This is a genomic window from Polynucleobacter sp. (genome assembly GCF_044342855.1).
GTDB lineage: Bacteria > Pseudomonadota > Gammaproteobacteria > Burkholderiales > Burkholderiaceae > Polynucleobacter.
In genome coordinates, this window is record NZ_JBIIPA010000032.1 from 1 (window position 1) to 20,687 (window position 20,687).

The following is a 20,687-nucleotide window of genomic DNA, read 5'->3' on the forward strand; positions in this document are numbered from 1 at the left end:
AAAATATCGAGCAAAGCACTTTGGGAACCGAGAGTGCTGAAGAGTTTGAGCACCTATTTGACGATATAGACCTCACCTCGGCCAAGCTAGGCAAGTCAGAGGATGAGAAAAACGACCTTATAGCCAAGGTATTGGTTCACCTCAATAAGATCAACTTCCAGCTGCGTGATGCTACTGCAGACGTATTGGGTGATGCCTACGAGTACCTTATTGGCGAATTTGCCAGTGGAGCAGGTAAGAAGGCGGGGGAGTTCTATACGCCACAACCAGTCTCTCAGCTGCTTGCTGAACTGGTAACCCTGAATAATCCCAAGTTGCGAAATGTGTATGACCCAACCTGCGGGTCTGGTTCATTATTGCTACGAGTAAAACGGCAGGCAGAGTTTGTTGGTCATATCTACGGCCAAGAAAGAAATCCAACGACTTATAACCTAGCTCGTATGAACATGATTTTGCATGACGTGCACTTTAGTAAGTTCGATATCAAAAATGAGGACACACTAGAAAAACCTCAGCATTTGGAAATGAAGTTTGATGCGATTGTGGCCAATCCACCATTTTCAACGCAATGGTCTGCCAATCCGATGTTTATGAGTGATGACCGCTTTAGCTCATACGGCAAACTAGCGCCAAGCAGCAAAGCTGACATGGCCTTCGTGCAGCACATGGTTTACCACTTATCAGAGGAAGGCACTATGGCAGTTGTTCTGCCACACGGCGTCCTATTCCGCAGTGGCGCTGAGGGGCATATTCGTCAATACCTGATTGAAAAGATGAATTGCTTAGATGCCGTTATTGGTTTGCCATCTAATATCTTCTTTGGCACCGGTATTCCAACTTGCATCCTAGTAATGCGAAAGTGCCGCAAGAAGAATGACAACATCCTTTTTATTGACGCTAGTAAGCACTTTGAGAAAGTCAAAACAACCAATGTGATGCGCCCCGAGCACATCACCAAGATTGTTCAGACCTATAAAGCACGAAAAGTAGAAGATAAATATAGTGCCATAGCCACTATCGAGCAAATCAAAGAAAATGACTGGAACCTCAATATTCCCAGATATGTTGATAGTTTTGAGGCGGAGGATGAAATTGACCTCACAGCACTATCAGTTCAGCTGATCAACCTAGATAAAGAGTCATTTGATGTTGACAAGCAGATAGCGGAATTTTGCAAAGAGCTAGGCATAGAGCCACCATTCGCTAAGAGTGAGTAATCATATGCAAGCGCCAAAGCTGAGATTTCAAAAATTTGACTCTAATTGGATTTCAGCCAAGATTGGGGACATTGCGACCGTCACATCTGGTGGTACCCCATCTCGCGATAAAAAGGCATATTGGGGGGGAGATATTCCATGGGTTACAACATCGGAAATTAAATACAAACATATTTATGACTCAAGAGAGAAAATTACGGCCGAAGGCTTAAAACACTCCTCTGCAAAATTATTTCATCCAGATACCATTCTTATGGCAATGTATGGCCAAGGAAATACACGTGGTGATGTGGCTAAACTTGAAATAGAGGCTGCAACAAATCAAGCGTGTGCTGCAATAATTCCACATGATGGATTCGATGCTGATTTCATCTTTCAATACCTTATTGGTCAATATAGTGCCATTCGAGAGCTAAGCAATGAGGGTGGTCAGAAGAATTTAAGTGGATCAATAATTAAAAATATTTCTTTGCATTTTCCTGGGGAGGTGGAGCAGCAAAAAATTGCCTCATTCCTCTCTTTGGTAGACCAAAAAATTTCCCTTCTTTCCAAAAAGCACAAACTCCTTATTCAATACAAAAAAGGAGTTATGCAGAAAATCTTTAATCAAGAAATTCGATTCAAAGATAAGGATGGAAAGGAATTTCCACGGTGGGAGTCTTCAACAATCGACTCTATTGCAACCAAAAAGTCATCAACGATATCGGCTAATAAAATAGAGGGAAATTTTGGAGAATATAAGATTTATGGCGCTTCAGGGGTTTTAAAGACTGTAGATTTTTATACTGAAGAAAGTGAATATGTATCAATTGTCAAAGATGGAGCTGGTGCAGGGAGAGCCTTTCTTTGCGAGCCCAAAACATCTGTTCTCGGGACAATGGAAAAAGTTATCGCCAACGATGGTATCTCAACGAAATTTTTATACGAACTTTTGAATTCGATAGATTTTTCTCAATTCATCACTGGAAGCACTATCCCGCACGTTTATTTTAAAGATTATGGAAAGTCCCAAATTAAGTTGCCGTGTTTTGATGAGCAGATAAAGATATCCAATTTTTTAATGAAAATCGATAGAGCGCTGGAGATAGCAAAATCTCAAATCAAATTGACCGAGCAATACAAACGTGGTCTCTTGCAGCAGATGTTTATCTAATATGACCATCCAATCTGAAGCCGCGCTAGAAGAAGCGCTCATCAAGCAACTCCAGTCAATGGAGTATTCCCGCGTAGAGATTCTGGATGAGTCTGCCATGCTGGCTAACTTAAGGCGCCAGCTTGAAGTCCACAATGAAAATACCCACCATATACCCAACCTTCGCTTTAGCGATAAGGAATATGAGCAGATCCTCAATAAGCTAAACACCGGCAACGTCTTTGACCGCGCTGAAATCCTCAGGGATAAGTTTGCTTTAAAGCGTGATAACGGCGACGTTATCTGGATTACCTTCTTAAACCATGTTGACTGGTGCCAGAACGAGTTCCAAGTCACCAACCAAATATCAACAGAAGGTAAGCGCAAGAATCGCTATGACGTCACGATTCTGATTAATGGCCTACCTTTAGTTCAAATTGAACTAAAGCGCCGAGGAATGGATCTCAAGGTCGCCTTTGACCAGATCATCCGATATAAGCATGAATCCTATGATGCGGGCTATGGGCTGTTTCAGTATGTCCAGCTCTTTGTCATTAGCAATGGAGTCAATACCAAGTATTTCTCTAACAATAAGAGTATTAAAGAGTTCACCTTTAAGCAGACCTTCTTCTGGTCTACCAAAGAAAACAAGCGCATCTCAGATCTGCATGACTTTAGCGCTGAATTCTTAAAGCCTTGCCATATAGCAAAGATGATTTCTCGCTATATGGTTCTGACTGTAGACAAGCTACTTTTGGTAATGCGCCCCTACCAGTATTACGCAGTAGAGGCCCTCATTGACAAGGTAAAAACCAGCAAGTCCAATGCTTATATCTGGCATACAACTGGCTCTGGCAAGACCTTAACCTCATTTAAGACCAGTCAAATCGTTGCTGAATTGCCCGAAGTCGATAAGGTGGTCTTTGTTGTTGATAGAAAAGACTTGGACTACCAAACGGAGAGAGAGTTCAATCACTTCGAAGAGGGCTCAGTCGATAGCGCACCCAATACCTCGGAGTTGGTCAAGAAACTCAATGATCCAACTTCAAAGATTGTTCTCACGACGATTCAGAAGTTAAATAACGCCATCACTCGGGATAGGCATGCCATCAAGATGGATGGCCTAAAAGACAAGAGGGTGATCTTCATCTTTGATGAGTGCCATCGTAGCCAGTTTGGCGAGAACCACAAAAACATTAAGCAGTATTTCAGTAACTGCCAAATGTTTGGTTTTACTGGAACGCCGATTCTGGAGAAGAATGCATCTTCGCATGGTGGGCGCAAGCAAACAACCGCCGATCTATTCGGTACTTGCCTGCATAAATATCTCATTGTTGATGCGATTCGGGATGAGAACGTCCTGCGCTTTTCTGTTGAGTATGTCGGTCGATACAAGAAAAAAGAATCTGGCAGCCATCTGGATATCGACGTGGAGTCGATTGACACTAAGGAGTTGATGGAGGCTGACGACCGCCTTAATAAGATCACGGATTACATCATTGATCATCACCGTCAAAAGACCAAGCATCCAGACTTTACTGCGATGTTCTGTGTTGACAGTGTGGATTCCTTGATTCGCTACTACGACCTATTCAAACAGAAAATCGCAGAAACGGGCTCTGACTTAAAGATTGCCACCATCTTCAGCTATCAACAGAATGAGGCTAATCCTGAGGCTGATGGTACCGGTGGTGTAATTCCTGAAGATGATGGCGTAACGCCTGAAAAGATTGTCTATAGTCGTGACAAGCTAGATCAATACATCAATGACTATAACGAGATGTTTGGTACTAAGTTCTCGACTAAAGATAGTCAGGACTATTACAACTACTACAAAGATATTGCCAAGCGCGTACGACAGGGGCAAGTAGACATCCTATTGGTTGTCAATATGTTCCTCACGGGTTTTGATAGCCCAAGACTCAATACGCTTTACGTTGATAAGAACCTAAAGTACCACGGCTTAATTCAGGCGTTCTCTAGAACCAATCGCATCCTAAATGATAAAAAATCACAGGGCAATATCATTTGCTTTAGGAATCTGAAGGACAAGACAGATGAAGCGATTGCCTTATTCTCCAATAAGGATGCCAAAGAAACAGTACTACTAGAGTCCTATGAGAATTACGTTGAGAAATACAACCAAGCGGTTGAGGCACTCCTTGCCTTAACTCCAACCGTTTCATCGGTGGATGATTTGCAAGATGAGAATGAGCAGCTGCTATTTGTAACGCGCTTTAGAGAGCTTCTGAAGTTAAAGAACGTAATCACTTCGTTCACTGACTACAAAGAAGGGGATCTTGCACTTACAGAGCAAGGTTTTGAAGATTACAAGTCTAAGTACCTGGATATCTACGAGCGCGTCAAGCAGGAGAATGCCAAAGAGAAAGATTCCATTCTGAATGACGTGGACTTTGAAATTGTTCTCATTCATCGGGATCAAATTAATGTTGCGTACATCATCCTGTTGCTAACTGAATGGTTAAAGAATGGTGGCAAGGGTAAAAAGGGTGAGGGGATCAAGAGGCAGATTGATGACTATTTGTCTGGCGAGATTCAATTGCGCTCTAAGAGGGCCCTTATTGAGCAATTTATTGAAGAGAGCCTCAGCGGCTTGTCTCCTGATGGTGTTGCGGAAGAGTTTGAGGTATTTTGGGCCAAGAAGAAGAAAGCGGCCTTTGATGCGCTATGTCAGTCCGAGAAGATTGATGGAAACAAACTTCAAGCCCTTCTAGAAGGCTATGAATTTACAAATCAAGCCCCAAGGTCTGAGGAGTTAATTGAAGTCCTGGAGCAAAAGCCTAAAATTCTAGAGCGCAAATCTACGCTAAAAAGAGTTGGGGATGCCATTGCTAAGTTTATTGATACTTTTATAGAGGGTATGGGCTGATCAACCCCTATGAATCTATAGGATTCATTGCTCGAAGCTAACCTCTAGGCATCTTTAAGTATTGGGGAAAATCAAATGCCTTGAGGTTTTCCACTCCATTGATCTGCGGCACTTGACCATGCTGTAATTAGTCCGTAGCTAGAGAGTCTGGTAAAGAGGCTGCGTATTACCGCCAAAAAAGCCACCCAGTACTACTAAAAAAGCCACTTATTAATGGTCCGGCAACGGCTCTTACTCGGCCAGAGCTGTCGGTCGCAATGTCCGGCTCGATCTACCGTTTCTGATCCTCTACGGCCCTTCGTTGGCTCGATTCTTTAACGGCCGGTTGTAGAACCGAGCTGTCGCTCAACCAAACAACGCAACGACGGCGCGTCCGCCATTGTGGCCATTTGGCAAAAGCAAACTTCCTTCAAGGTAAAAACTGAGCAGAGCAAGAGGATTGGGGCTTATGCATCTGCAGGCGGCCAGTGCAACTTTCCGCAGCCGACGCGCAATGCATCCACTAGCCGAGTATTCCCTGGCAGCCGGCCCGAAAAGACGCTGGGTTTAGGATCGATCACCGTCTTCTTGAACACAGCGATCTTCTGGTAGTCGGGGGTTGCCAGCCAAGTACCCCCGTCCCCCTCATCAGTGACGATCCGATAAAGGCCGGAGGGCGGGAAGGCTTCAATGTCGAGCAGCTGCTTGTAGCGTTCAACCGACCACTTTTGAATACCATCACTGAGGGCTTCTGTTCGAAAGCGAGCCCACAGCGCGGCGGTATCGGGTGTAGGCCAATTGCCAGCATTTGTATTGACCGTAATCTCATCGGATTCAAGCCAAGCCCGCATCTTGATCGGCCTTCATGCCCCCATACATCTTGCGCCAGCGATAGTAACTTTGGATGGTAATGGATAGAGACTTGCAAGCCTCTTCTAAGGTCTTGCCGTTGGCAGCGAGAACCTCAATTTGCCGCAGCAGGGAAACGATTTGCTCGGGCTTAAAACGCACGCCATGTTTGGCCATAGTAAGACTCCTTTTCAAGTAAAAGATTATCAAAATCTCTCACTTGTGGAGTGGTACTAATTTTCAACGCAGGTCAGATTGTTTATCTAATCAGTGGTTTTAGGTGGACCTTTTATGAGGTCGGGGATGTTAATTTATTCCTTAGCTTGACCGTAACCATTGCATTCTTGTGCACCTCTATTGCCGTTGTTTTTTAATTTTCAAAACTGGATACCGTCTGAAGAGATGATTTCAACGGGGTAAATTTCTTAAAAATCCTGCAATATTGGAGCCTGACCCTTCGATTAAGCTCTGGCATTTTTTTATTTTATAGTTGATAATGATTATCATTAATATTAAATTTGTAGGTAATCCTCCCGATTTAAGGTGGCATTTCTACGGTCAGAATGAAATAAAACGTTTGGATAAAGAGCATGAATTCGGGCATGGGAATTATTGATTTATGGGTTAGCGGTGGACTGGTTATTCAGTTCACAGCATTGGTATTGTTTGCGATGTCGGTTGCATCCTGGACAGTTATGGCAGTGAAAGGAATGCAGATTTATAGGTCAAAAAAACAAGCAAAGCTTTTGCATGATTTTTGGCACAGCCCTGATTTAAACAAGGCGCTAGAAGCTTTAGAGGCAAGCAACCAAGATTTAAATCCTTTTAAAAATCTTGCCTTGGAAGGCCAAAATGCGATGAGACATCATCGCCACACCGAAGATCACCTGCATGATTCTCTAGATCTCAATGATTGGATTACAAGTAGCTTAAGAAATGCAATTGATGATGCTAGAGAGCAATTCGGATCTGGGCTCATTGTTTTGGCGTCGATTGGATCAACCGCACCATTTGTTGGTCTATTTGGCACGGTTTGGGGAATATATCAGGCCTTATTAAGTATTAGTGGTAGCGGTATGTCAAGCATAGATCAGGTGGCTGGACCAGTAGGAGAGGCATTAGTAATGACCGCTTTTGGTTTGGCGGTAGCCATCCCGGCTGTGTTGGGATACAACGCCTTGCTTAGGGGAAATCAATTTATTTTGGGCAAACTTAATCGATTTGCCTATGACTTGCGGGCATTTTATGTAACTGGCATGTCAACCAAGAAAGTGGAGTTTATGAAATGAGTTTTGGCACCTTTGAGGGTAAAGAAGATCATTTCATTAATGAAATTAATATGACCCCATTTGTGGATGTCATGCTGGTATTGCTGATTATTTTTATGATTACTGCCCCAGTATTAAAGCATGCTGTAGATGTCAATTTGCCCCAAGCATCAAGCAAGCCCCAAATAACAAAGCCGGATATTCTGACGCTGTCTGTTGATCAGAGTGGCAAATATATGTTGAATAAGGCAGCTTTAAGTGAGCTTGATCTTAGGTTGCAGTTGGGAAAAATTGCAAAGGATAACCTGCAGACAGTATTGCATATTTATGGCGATAAGAAGGCCGAATATGACTATGTTGCCAAGGCAATGAGTATTGCTCATGCTGCTGGCATCGAGAAGGTTGGCTTTGTCACCAGTCCGGGCAAAAAATAATGACCGAGAAGAATCAAAATCCCAACCTTATCAATACACCCCAAAGTGTGGGCTCTGCAGAGAAAATATATACAAGTAAAGACTTGTTTGAAGGCGCTAGTTCAGTACTGATTGATCATCGAGGCATTATTTATACCCTCAAAATTACGCAATTTGGAAAGTTGATACTTACTAAGTAGCAAAATGCCGAAAGAACTGCATCATTCTCTCTATTTGCGCACAGGGTTTGTCGTCTTCGCATTACACGCGCTGTCCTTTATTGCCATCTTTGTTCTGGGTTATTTGGTTGTCGAGCAGCGACCGAAATTAGTGTTTTTAGGTGAAATAATTGAATTCGAGTCTGCGGTCATATCAAAACAAGTTGTCAAGCAATCCACAGCACAAAATATGTCGCCAAAAGAAAATACCCCATTAAAGCGCGAATCTCCTGAGGGCACTGAGCAGTTGAATAAAGTTCAAGAGAATGCGCCCGCAGCAGCCCCAATCTCCGCGCCTTCAGCAGATTCAAAAGCATTAAATAATCCTAAGCCACCATACCCTATCTCTAGTCGCGAGAATGGCGAGCAAGGGAGGGTTTTATTGAATGCCTGCATTAACGATAAAGGGGAAATTGATCGATTGGATCTTGCTAAAACTTCAGGGCATCCCGCCTTGGATCGGTCCGCTTTAAATACTGTTCAGCACTGGAGGTTTATTCCTGCACAGCAAGGAGGAGGGCCAATTCCACTGTGCTATCGCCTACCCATTAACTTTGTGTTGTCTGCTCAGTAGCTTAATAATTAGCTCTTGACAATGAGAATGATTCCTATTAAGATCTTTCAATAACGCCATCAAATATGGCAAAAATTATCTAATTACACAGCCCGCCGCCGCTAGCCAGTGTTTCATTGATCTAGAGGGTGTATGAAAAACGGGTTTCAAATGCGCAAGTTAGCGCTCTTAATGGCAATTTCATTTACTCCAATTGCCGTAAATGCTCAAATTGTCACTAGCGAGGATGGAAGCGTGCTCAATCAGCGCCAGGGTGAAAAATCTCAAGAAGATAGAGATCTCAAAGAGGTTACGGTTTCTGCTACTCGATCGGAGAGGAAAACGGACAATGTGCCTAGAATTGTCACTGTAACGACAGCAGAAGAAATTCAAGAGCTTGGCGCTAGAAATATTGGTGATGTCTTCAAAGACTCCCCAGATGTAACTGTACCGCAGCAGTCTGGTCGATTCAGTTTAGCGCTTGGCTCTCAAGGTAGGGCTGGCCAGGAAAGTATCAATATTCGTGGTCTTCAGGGTAATAACGTATTGCTCTTGGTTGATGGCATAAGAGTGCCAAATGAATTTTCGTTTGGCACTCTTGCTACAGGTCGTGGAAACTTTCTAGATGTTGAAGGCTTCAGAAAAATTGAAGTAGTACGTGGACCATCATCGACCCAATATGGAAGCGATGGATTAACTGGATTGGTAAATTTTCAAACCTTTAATCCTACTGACTTTATTAAAAAAGGCGAGGATAAGGGCGGTTTTGCTAAAACAGGTTATTCAAGCGTGGATAACTCATCGAATACCACCTTTGGATACGCAGGAAAAAATGACGATGTCCAGGGCATGGTGATGGGAAACTTCCAGTCTGGGCATCAGCTCGAGAATCAGGGATCAAATTATTCAACTGGTATAAACCGGTCGGCACCAAACCCAGCTGACTACAGTAATTGGTATATTCTTTCCAAAGCTTTTTTGGATATTGACTCTACAAATAGAGTGGGTCTGACATATGAAACTCAAAATGTTACTCAAAACGTCAATAATCTGTCTGATCTTTCTCGCGCGGTAAGTACTTCAACTGCGTCCGATACTACGACACGAAATCGATTTTCAGGAGAGTACCAATATAAGGATCTTTCGAACAGTTATATTCAAAATGCCAAGGTGATGGCATACCTGCAAGATGCATCTGTAAACCAATATTCATACCAGGGATCGGCTCCTGGAGGGGGAAGGACATATCCATGGCGATCAAGGAATAACGCCTATAGTCAAAATACTACTGGAATTAATTCAACCCTTGAGAGCAATACAACAGCCCTTGTCAATCAAAGATTAACTTATGGTTTTGATTGGAGTTCTGCAGTTATCACAAGCCAGGTTAATGCTGCGGGTAACGGATCCTCCTTAACGCCTGCTCCAAAGTCAACATATGATCTTGGCGGTGCCTTTTTACAAAGTGAGATGGAATTTGGTGCTGTTAGTCTGATACCAGCCATTCGATATGATGGGTATTCATTAAAACCTCAGACTGGATCTGCTCCTGTGAATAGCGGTTCAGCAGTTTCGCCTGCTGTCGGCGCAGTTTGGAATTTAGTTAGTGAGTTTAGGCCGTTTGCAAATTGGGGGGATGCATTCAGTGCACCAACACCATATCAAACTCTGACTGATTACAGTCCATTGGGAAGTCCTGGACAGTACTATAGACAAATTCCTAACCCGAATCTAAAGCCGCAAACTGGAAATGGTGTTGAGGGTGGTGCACGAGGAAAAATTGGAGGCTTAAGATATCAGGTTTCCGGATACGCAAATAATTATGATAATTTTATTTCTCAAGTTATTACCCAGGGAAGTACGCTTAACCCCAGTAACCCAGCTATATATCAGTATCAGAACCTGAGTAATGTTTACATTCGGGGCTGGGATGTAAGAACCGATTGGGCATTTGCAGAACGTTGGCAAGCCAATGCTGCAATGGCATATAGCAATGGCCAACAAGTTTTAAATGGCATATCTGCCCCTTTAAATACAATTCAACCCTTAAGAGCTATTTTAGGGCTTCGCTATGATGCAATCGAATGGGGTGCATTTGCTAATGTGATATGGAATCAAGGGAAGTCATCCAGTACAGTTAACTACACCGCAAATTCTGGTGGAACAGCAAATCAATTCTTAACCCCGGCATCTACAGTACTCAATTTAACTGGATACTGGAAGCCTGCTAAGCAATGGACTATTAATGCCAATCTAAACAACGTATTTAATAGCACCTATTGGAATTGGTCTGGAGTCCAGGGCTCGGTGACAACAGTCAGCTCGGCTATATATAACGCCTCAGCCGCCCAACAATCTGCCACTGCGGCACCGCGCAATGCACAAATTTCTGTGCGCTACGATTTCTAAGGAGATAGCATGACCCAAACAATTAACTCTACTCGTCAATCTTTTATGACATTACGTAAAGATGAAAAGATGCGCCACCGTGATATCGCCGAAAAATTGGGAATATCAGAGGGTGAATTGATTGGGGCTCATATTGGGCTGGATGATATTCCTGCGCAAATTGGCGAAATGCAGTCCATTAGGCTTCGTTCAGAGTGGTCTGAGATTATCGCTTCAGTGGAGCCGCTTGGTGAGGTGATGGGGTTAACTCGCAATCCATCATGTGTGCATGAAAAAGTGGGCATCTATAAGAATGCATCGAAAGAAGGTCCAGTTGGATTGTTGGTCGGCGAAATTGATTTACGTATTTTTTATCATGCATGGGCACATGCTTTTGCAGTTTATGAAATGACAAAAGATGGTATGCATCGTAGCCTGCAATTTTTTGATAAGGCTGGCGTAGCAGTTCATAAGATCCACTTAAAGCCCCAGAGCGTCATTGAAAATTTTGATGAACTTGTTGCGAAATTCAAGAGTGATGATCAAAGTCCTGGAATCGAAGTGGTGGCTTTAGCTAAACCTAGCCCAGAGTTGCCTGATAGTGAGATTGATGTTCAAGGTTGGCGTCAAGCATGGCGTGATATGAAGGATACCCATGAGTTTTTTGGCTTACTCAGAAAATTTAAGGTAAGCAGAACCCAAGGACTACGTCTTGCTGACCCAGAATTTGTTCAAGAAGTTCCGGTGACCTGCACAAAAGATTTGCTGGAATTGGCTTCCAGCTCAGAAACTCCAATTATGGTGTTTGTTGGTAATCCAGGCATGATCCAAATTCATAGCGGACCAGTGAAAAAGGTGGTTTCTATGGGGCCATGGATTAATGTAATGGATCCACGTTTTAACCTTCACTTGCGTGAGGACTGCGTGGTGAATGCTTGGGTAGTGCGCAAGCCAACTGAAGATGGAATTGTTACTTCGGTAGAGGTTTTTGATGCGGATGGCGAGGCAATTGCCATGTTCTTTGGTGAGCGTAAGCCTGGCATTCCAGAATTAGAAACTTGGCGTACCTTAGTGAAAGATCTGCTAGCCAAGACTGCTACTGTTGAGGCTTGAGATGAATCATTTCCGTCGTAGTGCTTTGGTTTACTCTTTATCGGCAGCCGGTTTATTTCTGGCTGGCGGTTATACATTTGCGCAAGATATGGCTGGTAAATCTTCGGGTGCTATGCGTTTGGTTAGCATTGGCGGTTCTTTGACGGAAATTGTCTATTTGCTCAACGCTAATCAAGAATTGGTTGGTGTCGATACTACCTCTATTTATCCAGAGGCAGCCACCAAATTGCCCAATGTTGGCTATGCTAGAGCGCTTTCCTCAGAGGGTATATTGGCGCTAAGACCAAGCCAAGTCATTGCTACAGAAGACGCTGGACCTCCCACTGTTTTAAAGCAGATCACTGATGCTGGCATTCCACTTGCAATTTTGCAATCTAATTATAAATTTGGGGGTGTAATTGATAGAGTGCAGAAAATTGGTAGCCTGATACATAAAACGGATGCTGCAAAGGATTTGGCTAATAAAATTAACCTAGAGTGGAAGAAGACTCAGCAGCAAGTCGCCAATTCTAAAGTTAAAAAAATATCTGTCTTATTTATCTTGTCACAGAACCCAACTCAAGTAATGGTTGGCGGGCAAAAGACGAGCGCAGATGCTGTAATTGCATATGCTGGAGCAACCAATGCAATTACTGGTTTTAATGGTTTTAAGCCTCTAACTCCTGAGGCTGTCATTGCATCAAATCCAGATGTCATTTTAATGACTGATCAGAGCATCAAAGCTGTTGGAGGTATCGATGGTGTTTTACGTTTTCCCGGGATAGACAAAACTACAGCAGGAAAGCAAAAGAAAATCGTATCCCTAGAAACGATGTACATGTTGGGATTTGGGCCTCGCATGCCCGCGGCAGTAGCTGATCTCAATAAGCTGTTGCAGCAGGCAATGAATTAGTAGAAATCCTACAAATGGCCTTCAATTCCTTTGCTGCTAGGATGAGCAAGCCTTTTGCTGGGGTTTTTGCTTTTTTCATTTTCACTATATTGGTCCTGATTGTTTCTCAGTTTGGTGCAGTCAAAATTAACCTAAATGATTGGATCTCGCTCATTAATAAGGGTGGTGATATTCAGTCAGGAAGTGGTTATGTTTTATGGCAACTACGCCTGCCAAGAATTATTTTTGCAATTTGTATCGGGGCAGCCCTTGGCCTCTCGGGAGCGCTAACACAGGGCTTATTTCGAAACCCTCTTGCTGATCCAGGTTTACTTGGGGTTTCAGCGGGAGCTGCTTCTGCAGTTGCAGTTGGAATTGTTATCTTTGCAGATTTAAACATTAAATTACCGTCTGAGTGGAGATTCTGGATTATTCCAGCATTGGCATTTTCTGGAGCAATTTTGGTTTGTTTTGCATTAGATAGAATTGCGCGCTGGATTACACCTGGCTCAATCGCCGGATTACTGCTTACGGGGATTGCCTTAAATGCCCTAGCTGCTGCTGTGATTGGTCTCTGTACTTATTTGGCCACTGATGAACAGTTGAGGAATTTGACATTCTGGACCATGGGATCTCTTTCAGGTTCAAATTGGATGCTGGTTATTGCTATTGGGGCTCTCTTTGTTTTGGCTTGGTTACGTTTGCGTAAGATAGTTGAGCTTATGAATATATTTGCGCTTGGGGAGTCGGTTGCAGCCCATGTTGGTGTTGAGATTAGCCGCATTCGAATGGAAATTATTATTTGGGTAGCTTTGTTATCTGGATTTGCGGTTGCTTGGTGCGGAATGATTGGTTTTGTTGGGCTGATTGCCCCAAATTTTGCCCGTGCATGGCTAGGTGGAGATCAGCGAAAAGTAATACCAGCATCTATGATTTTGGGTGGTATTTTATTGCTTCTGGCTGATACCTTTGCGCGCACTATAGCTATTCCTGCAGAGGTGCCTGTAGGTATCTTCACTGCGCTATTGGGGGCGCCTTTCTTTATTATTCTGTTGCGCTCATCACGCCGTCAAATTTCATAATGAAGAACATTTGCCGTCTCCAGAACTTACATCTAAAACTTGGTGCCAAAGAGTTTGGCCCCTTTTCATTTGACATTGCGTCAGGTGAAATCATTGCTATTCTTGGTCCCAGTGGAGCAGGAAAGACCACCTTACTCAAGTTACTGTCAAATGATTTACGTTCGAATTCTGGCGAGTATGAATATTGCGGATCTGCAATTCAAAACTGGTCCCTTTATGAGCTTAGTAGAACAAGGGCGGTTTTGCCTCAATCTACCGATGTAGCCTTTGGATTATTAGCCCGCTTGGTTATTGGCTTGGGGAGAATATCGATTGAAGGAGATTTCAATCTTCATGAAATCATTCGTCATGCTGCACGCCTAACATGTTGCGAACATCTTTTAGATCGAGGGTTTGATACCTTATCAGGCGGTGAAAAAGCTCGCGTACATTTGGCCAGGGTGTTTGCCCAGTTATGGGATGAGAAGAATGGTCTGATTTTGGTGGATGAGCCTCTAGCTTCTTTAGATCCAGGACTCCAAATAGAGCTTTTAGAAAGCATGAGGCAGTATGCCCGCGATCGAAATCATGCAATTGTGGCAATTCTGCATGACATCAATCAGGCGATGCAAAATTTTGATCGCCTGATTTTAGTAAAAGACGCTCAAATTGTTGGAGATCTTTCATCGGAAATCAGCGCAATTCCTAAGTTATCTGACCTTTATAACATTGAATTGGATGTGGTCAATCTTGAAGGAATGCCTCTGCTGGTATTTCCTAGGGCTAAATCAAGGCAGTCTCTCTGATGAGTATTTTTTTTGAATCTTTCTAATTGAAACTCAAGAGGAGTATTAATTATGTGTGAAAAATGTGTAGCAGTTTCTGAATTGCCTTTAGCCGGCTCCCGACGCCGTCGCCTCTGGGATCTCCCGGCAAAGTGTCATTGCCCTGTGATGGGGGTATGCATTCCCATAAGCCCATTAAGAAAGTTAATGAGCAAAGTAATGAAGGGGGTTGATTCTGCTAGTGACTATGAAATTCATTTGGGGGCAGTGAATGAGTGCCTTAGACGCAATCCACTATCGGAATTGCTACAAAAAGAGTTAGAGAATCGATATTCTTTAAAAATACAATTATTTAAATTAGCAAGATCGACAGATCACTTAGCTTCTTTATGGATGGAGGCTGTCAATCAAGGAGACGTATCTGGCGCCTTTTGGGCTACATTAACTCATCCTCGTTGCGATGAGGGTTTGCAAGAAATGGTGTTGCAAGATATGCACATGATTCAGCATCATGCTGGCGCAGCAGTAACAGTCGATATTAAAAAATTTAACAGCCTGTCACAAGATTATTTGACCCTTGAGCGTGAACATGCTAAATCCCAAGAAAGACATGCCCGCGCAATTTCAGACAAGGTACAGGAGATAGAGCAATTACATTCTCGTATAGATGAGCTTAGGGCAGTAAATGTAGCGACCAATATACGTCTTGAATCTATTACGAATGAATTTTTGGAATTGAAATCTTCTATCCAAGAGTTTGAAAGTTTCAATCATCTGCTCAGGAAAATTGAGAACTTAGAACTACGCCAGCTTGAATTAGATGCAAACAATGCAAAGCTTAAAAAAGATCTTCAAGTTGCTGAAAAAACTATTAATAGTTATTCAGTTAGTGCAAATGATCAGGTAAATGCAGTAACGGCAATTGCGCAAGCTGTAGACACCTATCCAATAGAATTTTATCTAAAGGGTAAGGCTGTCCTATGTGTAGGGGGTCGTAGTGGCAATGTGGCGAATTACCGAGAAGTAGTTGAGCGTGTAGGGGCAAATTTTTTACATCATGACGGCGGGCTTGAAGATAATTACTCCATCCTAGATGCCAATTTATCCGCTGCAGATTTAGTAATTTGCCAAACAGGTTGCATTAGTCATAATTCTTACTGGAAAGTGAAGGATTTTTGTAAGAGAACTGGAAAGCGTTGCGTTTTTGTTGAGAATCCTGGTGTATCTTCTTTGGCTCGAGGCTTGCAAAAAGTAATTAATGAGGAATCTGAGGGGCTGACTACACAAAATATATTTTGATATTGGAATTTAATGCGTTCAATCTTCTCAATGCTATTTTCTTGGCTTAAGCAATGATGTGTATAGCGAGGTGCTTTCTATGGGTATGTTTTATTACATACATGGGAGCAGCTTACCCAACATCGAATTTAGATCATGCTCCAGTATCATTTTTATTGCTCGGAGAGGTTCACGACAATCCTGATGGCCATGCAAGGCGATTTCAGTATATTCAAAATCTTGTAATTCAAGGTTGGCGACCCACGATTGCTATGGAGCAGTTTGATTTAGAGCAGGCTGCGGATTTAGCGCTGGCCCAAAAATATTGTGTAAAGGCTGATTGTGTTATCGGGATGGCAGGCGGGTCTTCCCGTTGGGATTGGGATCTTTATCGCCCAATATTAAGTTTAGCCTTGGAGTATCGATTAAAAATAGTACCAGCAAATCTTTCTCGATCCCAAGCCAATATTGTTGTTAGATCTGGCATTCATTCGGTATTTGATGCGAATATTATTAGGCAATATGGCTTACCTCTGCCTCCAGGGTCGGAGCTTATGGAGTATCAAATGATAGAGGTGGATAAGGGGCACTGTGGATTAGTGCCAAAAACCTTATTATCAGGGCTGGCAAATGCGCAAATCGCTCGAGATATTGCAATGGCCAACTCCATGCTTGAACAGAATCAGTCGGGGAGGGATGTTATTTTATTAGCGGGAAATGGACATGTTCGCAATGATTTTGGTGTGCCTTATTGGTTACGTGTGCAAAGTCCAAATAGCTCGATCAAGACCGTGGGATATTTGGAGAGGACTCATGGTGATGAGCCTTCTCAATTTGACATTGTGGAACAAGTTCCTCCTTTTCAACGCCCAGATCCATGTTCACAAAAGATGCCATCTATGCAGTCTATAAAATAAGCGCCTGAAATGTGCGATTGTGGCTGGAGGGCTAGCAAGAACCAATATCGTTCTTAAGTATTCCAATGCTCAAGTGCATGAACCGTTTGACAAGAGAACCACTTTGCTGGATATTGGGAGGGTGGGCACATTAACAGCTCGCAAATCAGCAATCTGTTTTCTATTCCGGGAAAATAATGAGCAATGAAACGGCTATCAAGGCATTAAATAAAATCATGGAATTGGAGTTGGCTGGGGTCGTGAAATATACCCATTACTCTTTAATGGTTTATGGCTACAACCGCATTCCGATTGTTTCTTGGCTAAAAGGAAATGCTGATGAAAGTTTGGCTCATGCCCATAAAGCAGGCGAGTTGGTTACTTTATTGGGTGGGCATCCATCCCTCAAAATTGGTGCATTGCTTGAAACAGAGCAGCACGATATTGGCGATATTCTGCGTGAAAGTCTTGCGCATGAAAAAGTAGCTTTAACAGCTTACTACGACCTACTTAAAGTTGCTGAAGAAATCCATTCGGTTTTGCTTGAAGAGTACGCAAGAGAGATGATTGTTCAAGAAGAGCTACATTTAGATGAGGTCAATAAGATGCTACGTAAGCCTGGTGATCTAGAGCCTTTTGCGCAATAACTGGCTTGCCAAATGGCGCATAAAGAAAGACCGTCTTTAGGCGGCTTTCTTTGTTCTAACAGTCCGCTTTGGGTCGTTAGCCGACTATTTATTAATATATTCTTCCCACTCATCCATTAATCTGCATCGCTTCTCCAATTGATCCTGCCTTCTGTATGCAGCCTCAGCCTTATTCTTGATGGTATGTGCCAAAGCTAGCTCAACTGTCTCATTCGGATAGTCGGTAGTCTCGGCAGCCCAATCCCTAAATGTTGATCTAAAGCCGTGAGGAACATATTCTGAATACTTCGGCATCTTTCTCATCATCGACAGTAGCGCCATATTAGAAAGATGAGATTCTTCTTTATGCAAGGCTCCGGGAAATAAATAACTACTCACACTGATAGTTCTTAGATGCTCAAGAATTTTGATTGCCCGTGCATTGAGTGGAACGCGATGCTCTTTGCCTGCCTTCATTCTCTCTGCAGGAATAACCCAGACCTTAGTATCTAAATTGAACTCAGTCCACTTAGCTTCAATAACTTCGCTTGTGCGAGTGGCAGTCAGAATTAATAGCTCCAATGCCAAGGCAGAATATCCATTGTGCTCTCGAAGATCTTTTACAAATTCCCCAATGCGCTGAAACGGGAGGGCTGGGTGATGACTCTTCTTCTGAATCTTTTTAGCCTTAGGCAGCAAATGTCCTAGTGCACCTTTTAATAGTGCTGGGTTATCCCCTTTAATGTATTCATGAGCCTTGCACCAGTCAAAGATCACTTCAATGCGTTGTCTAACCCTAGTTGCAGTTTCCGTGCGGACATTCCAGAAAGTGCCTTCAACCTCGCCATTCTTCTTCTTGATATCTTGCTCAAGCAATTTGGCGATATGTCTGGTATTAATTTGATCCACGCGTAATTTGCCAATCTCTGGATAAGCAAAGGTAGCAACCGTATTTCTCCATTGGTCAGCATGCTTGGAGCTCTTCCATTCCGCTTTCCTAGCCTCAATACAGAGTTCAGCAGCCTCTTTAAAGGTAATGCCACTATTAATAGCAGCTATTCTTTTGCTTTTATCTTTACAGCGATCCTCGGTCGGGTCGATGCCATCCATGACCAATTGACGTAATTCAAGAGTTTTTCGGCGCGCATCAGCTAAAGATCTAGCCTCCAGGGATCCCAGGCCCATTTCACGTCCTGTAAATAGAGTGGGGCTAGTGTAGCGAAAGATCCAGCTACGTTTATAGCTACTTACCCCTTTAAAGACTTGAATATATAGACCTTTTGATTCAGGGTCGGCATGGTACCCAGGGCTTATGATTGACCCAAGACCTCGTGCCGTAAAGCTGATTTTTTTACCTTCTTCCAAGCCTCAACACCCTGTTCTCTACCCACCACTCTACCCACCACCAATGCATAGATTTTAGTGGGTTAGAGAGGGCTAGTCGGGAGTGTGGTTAACCAAAAAACCTATATAGATAAAGGGCTTCAGGGTTTTGATGGAGCTCTTCGGAGGGCCCATTTATAGACGCAGAAGTGAAGCAGGCCTACGGCAGTCCTAGGATGGTCAAAGGGTTACGCGCTAGAGGCTTGCCTGCTGGTAAAGATCGAGTGGAGCGCCTGATGCAAGAGAACGGTATTTATGGCAAACATAAGCGTAAATACAAGGTGACAACCGACTCCAAACACCGCCTGCCTGTAGCCCCCAATCTTTTGAATCGTAACTTCAATCCAGATCAGCCAAACCAAGCTTGGGTCTCGGACATCACTTACCTATGGACTGATGAGGGCTGGCTGTACTTAGCCATCGTGATGGATCTGTTTAATCGGGAGATTGTGGGCTTCTCTATTAAGCCGAGGATGACTGCTGATGTGATGAGTGATGCGCTCACCATGGCTTGGTTTAGAAAAAGGCCTGGAGCAGGATTAATGGTGCACTCCGATCGCGGTAGTCAATACTGTAGCAATGCCTACCAAACCAAACTCAAGAACTACGGCATGGTGTGCTCAATGAGCCGTAAAGGTAATTGCTGGGATAACGCCCCTGCAGAAAGTTGGTTCGGCAGCTTTAAGAACGAAGCCATCTACGGAAATCGTTTTACTGCCCATGAATTAATGAAGACTACTTGCTTTGACTATATTGAAGTGCGGTACAACCGTAAGCGTCGCCACTCCAGTCTTGGCTATCAATCTCCTAAGCAATATTTACAGAACTGGCTAGCAAGAAGAAAGGAGATGCTGGTAGCATGACGACTCACGCTGATTGCAGGTGAAAAGCGAGGGGGAGGTCACAACCCTACGGTGATGCGCGCAACCATGAGCACTATCATTTCTATTAGCGTAGTGGTGCGGGTGATTATTTTTCTACTCTCGGGATTGCTATTAAAGGCTGATCTTGGAATTGCGGTTATTGCCTTACTTGGATTTATGGCCGGCGGAATGCTACTGGACATGAAATTACACAGTCGCATGAAACCAGAGCAGGTGCGCAAAGTAGTTCATCTGCTGCTGATAATTAGCGGAAGTTCATTGGTGATAAGGGCTTTACTAATGACCGCGTCATAAGGAAGTCCTCTTCACAAATTCTATTCGATCTTTTTAACCTTGCAAAATATTCTTGCGTGCACCATACCCTTTTATTTATAGCAATTGTTATGTTGATAATTTCAATATCGAAATTAAATCAAAAATCCAAGGCTTATTGATCTTTTTAACGGGGGGTATTAGCCTGATTTTCGCCCTTGTGTTTGCTCGTATCTGGCAATGCAAAGTAGCTTCAATAGAGTAGGATTGTCCATTAGCCAATTGAATCTTCTGTGGGAATATTGTCTCAGCTAAATAGCATTCACTTATTAAACAAATCTGCCCATCGTCTACAACAATCATCGTTCCTTGATCCAGCGTGTAAAAAGCCGATTGACCCACTCTTAAATTTAATTCTTGAGGTAGTGTCGCATTTTGAGCGCTCATGAGCTATTGCCTTTGATGTTTGCCGATGGGTTTTATCGTAAGGCGCAGTGTAGTATCCCCCTGGATTCGTACATCTAAAAAGTAGCGTTTTCTGTTGTTTATGGCAGTATTTACAACAGGAGAATCACTATGAAAAAGTTACGATTTACAGAAACCCAGATTGTCGGGATATTGAAGGAAGCCG

Annotated in this window: 19 protein-coding genes and 2 pseudogenes; 17 read left to right on the plus strand and 4 right to left on the minus strand. The window is 43.2% G+C overall.

What is annotated here, in order from left to right:
- From ACIQZ3_RS09355 to ACIQZ3_RS09365, 3 genes are all read left to right on the plus strand, one after another.
- Window positions 1–1,217: type I restriction-modification system subunit M (locus ACIQZ3_RS09355; RefSeq protein ID WP_397392506.1), on the plus strand; the 1,217-nt coding region annotated here is incomplete at its 5' end.
- Window positions 1,210–2,370 carry a restriction endonuclease subunit S gene (locus tag ACIQZ3_RS09360; RefSeq protein ID WP_397392508.1) on the plus strand — a complete coding sequence of 387 codons (1,161 nt, stop codon included), beginning with the start codon at window positions 1,210–1,212 and terminating at the stop codon, window positions 2,368–2,370. The genes ACIQZ3_RS09355 and ACIQZ3_RS09360, both read left to right, overlap by 8 nt.
- Window position 2,371: 1 nt before the next feature.
- Complete coding sequence (locus ACIQZ3_RS09365) at window positions 2,372–5,239, plus strand: type I restriction endonuclease subunit R (protein WP_397392510.1); 2,868 nt, start codon at window positions 2,372–2,374, stop codon at window positions 5,237–5,239.
- Window positions 5,240–5,685: 446 nt separating this feature from the next.
- Here the strand turns inward: ACIQZ3_RS09365 and ACIQZ3_RS09370 are convergent, their stop codons facing one another.
- Window positions 5,686–6,069 carry a hypothetical protein gene (locus tag ACIQZ3_RS09370; protein ID WP_397392512.1) on the minus strand — a complete coding sequence of 128 codons (384 nt, stop codon included), beginning with the start codon at window positions 6,067–6,069 and terminating at the stop codon, window positions 5,686–5,688.
- Window position 6,070: 1 nt separating this feature from the next.
- A pseudogene (locus ACIQZ3_RS09375) lies at window positions 6,071–6,244 on the minus strand (transposase); the annotation flags it as partial.
- A 413-nt stretch (window positions 6,245–6,657) separates the two neighbouring features.
- On the opposite strand from ACIQZ3_RS09375, the gene ACIQZ3_RS09380 reads away from it, so the two are divergent.
- The 12 genes from ACIQZ3_RS09380 to ACIQZ3_RS09435 all read left to right on the plus strand — a co-directional run bounded on the left by ACIQZ3_RS09380 (window position 6,658) and on the right by ACIQZ3_RS09435 (window position 17,558).
- Window positions 6,658–7,356, plus strand: a complete 699-nt coding sequence (locus ACIQZ3_RS09380; protein ID WP_397392514.1) for a MotA/TolQ/ExbB proton channel family protein — start codon at window positions 6,658–6,660, stop codon at window positions 7,354–7,356.
- Window positions 7,353–7,769 carry an ExbD/TolR family protein gene (locus ACIQZ3_RS09385; RefSeq protein WP_397392516.1) on the plus strand — a complete coding sequence of 139 codons (417 nt, stop codon included), beginning with the start codon at window positions 7,353–7,355 and terminating at the stop codon, window positions 7,767–7,769. The genes ACIQZ3_RS09380 and ACIQZ3_RS09385 overlap by 4 nt, the downstream gene beginning before the upstream one ends.
- Window positions 7,769–7,948 (plus strand): hemin uptake protein HemP, encoded by a 180-nt coding sequence (locus ACIQZ3_RS09390; RefSeq protein WP_397392518.1) that lies wholly within the window; start codon window positions 7,769–7,771, stop codon window positions 7,946–7,948. The genes ACIQZ3_RS09385 and ACIQZ3_RS09390 overlap by 1 nt, the downstream gene beginning before the upstream one ends.
- Window positions 7,949–7,952: 4 nt before the next feature.
- Entirely contained in the window at window positions 7,953–8,540 is a 588-nt protein-coding gene (locus ACIQZ3_RS09395) for an energy transducer TonB (RefSeq protein ID WP_397392520.1), read from the plus strand.
- A 171-nt stretch (window positions 8,541–8,711) separates the two neighbouring features.
- A complete protein-coding gene (locus tag ACIQZ3_RS09400) occupies window positions 8,712–10,928 on the plus strand; it encodes a TonB-dependent hemoglobin/transferrin/lactoferrin family receptor (RefSeq protein WP_397392522.1) in 2,217 nt (738 codons plus the stop codon).
- Between the two features lie 9 nt (window positions 10,929–10,937).
- Window positions 10,938–12,020 (plus strand): hemin-degrading factor, encoded by a 1,083-nt coding sequence (locus tag ACIQZ3_RS09405; protein ID WP_397392524.1) that lies wholly within the window; start codon window positions 10,938–10,940, stop codon window positions 12,018–12,020.
- Window position 12,021: 1 nt separating this feature from the next.
- Window positions 12,022–12,912 carry a hemin ABC transporter substrate-binding protein gene (locus ACIQZ3_RS09410; RefSeq protein ID WP_397392526.1) on the plus strand — a complete coding sequence of 297 codons (891 nt, stop codon included), beginning with the start codon at window positions 12,022–12,024 and terminating at the stop codon, window positions 12,910–12,912.
- Between the two features lie 14 nt (window positions 12,913–12,926).
- Window positions 12,927–13,973, plus strand: a complete 1,047-nt coding sequence (locus ACIQZ3_RS09415; RefSeq protein WP_397392528.1) for a FecCD family ABC transporter permease — start codon at window positions 12,927–12,929, stop codon at window positions 13,971–13,973.
- Window positions 13,973–14,758: an ATP-binding cassette domain-containing protein gene (locus ACIQZ3_RS09420; protein WP_397392530.1), complete on the plus strand. Its 786-nt coding sequence runs from the start codon at window positions 13,973–13,975 to the stop codon at window positions 14,756–14,758. Before ACIQZ3_RS09415 ends, ACIQZ3_RS09420 begins: the two co-directional genes overlap by 1 nt.
- A 186-nt stretch (window positions 14,759–14,944) precedes the next feature.
- Window positions 14,945–16,036 (plus strand): DUF2325 domain-containing protein, encoded by a 1,092-nt coding sequence (locus ACIQZ3_RS09425; protein ID WP_397392532.1) that lies wholly within the window; start codon window positions 14,945–14,947, stop codon window positions 16,034–16,036.
- 101 nt (window positions 16,037–16,137) lie between these two features.
- Window positions 16,138–16,932 (plus strand): ChaN family lipoprotein, encoded by a 795-nt coding sequence (locus ACIQZ3_RS09430; RefSeq protein ID WP_397392534.1) that lies wholly within the window; start codon window positions 16,138–16,140, stop codon window positions 16,930–16,932.
- 176 nt (window positions 16,933–17,108) lie between these two features.
- On the plus strand, window positions 17,109–17,558 hold the full coding sequence (locus ACIQZ3_RS09435; RefSeq protein ID WP_397392536.1) for a bacterioferritin: 450 nt from the start codon (window positions 17,109–17,111) through the stop codon (window positions 17,556–17,558).
- An 84-nt stretch (window positions 17,559–17,642) separates the two neighbouring features.
- On the opposite strand, the gene ACIQZ3_RS09440 is transcribed toward ACIQZ3_RS09435, so the two are convergent.
- Window positions 17,643–18,902, minus strand: coding sequence for a tyrosine-type recombinase/integrase (locus ACIQZ3_RS09440; RefSeq protein WP_397392538.1), 1,260 nt, complete (start codon window positions 18,900–18,902; stop codon window positions 17,643–17,645).
- Between the two features lie 155 nt (window positions 18,903–19,057).
- On the opposite strand from ACIQZ3_RS09440, the pseudogene ACIQZ3_RS09445 reads away from it, so the two are divergent.
- Window positions 19,058–19,783: pseudogene (locus ACIQZ3_RS09445) on the plus strand (IS3 family transposase); the annotation flags it as partial.
- A gap of 66 nt (window positions 19,784–19,849) precedes the next feature.
- Window positions 19,850–20,098: a hypothetical protein gene (locus tag ACIQZ3_RS09450; protein WP_397392540.1), complete on the plus strand. Its 249-nt coding sequence runs from the start codon at window positions 19,850–19,852 to the stop codon at window positions 20,096–20,098.
- Between the two features lie 87 nt (window positions 20,099–20,185).
- On the opposite strand, the gene ACIQZ3_RS09455 is transcribed toward ACIQZ3_RS09450, so the two are convergent.
- Window positions 20,186–20,503, minus strand: a complete 318-nt coding sequence (locus ACIQZ3_RS09455) for a hypothetical protein (RefSeq protein WP_397392542.1) — start codon at window positions 20,501–20,503, stop codon at window positions 20,186–20,188.
- Between the last annotated feature and the right edge of the window lie 184 nt (window positions 20,504–20,687).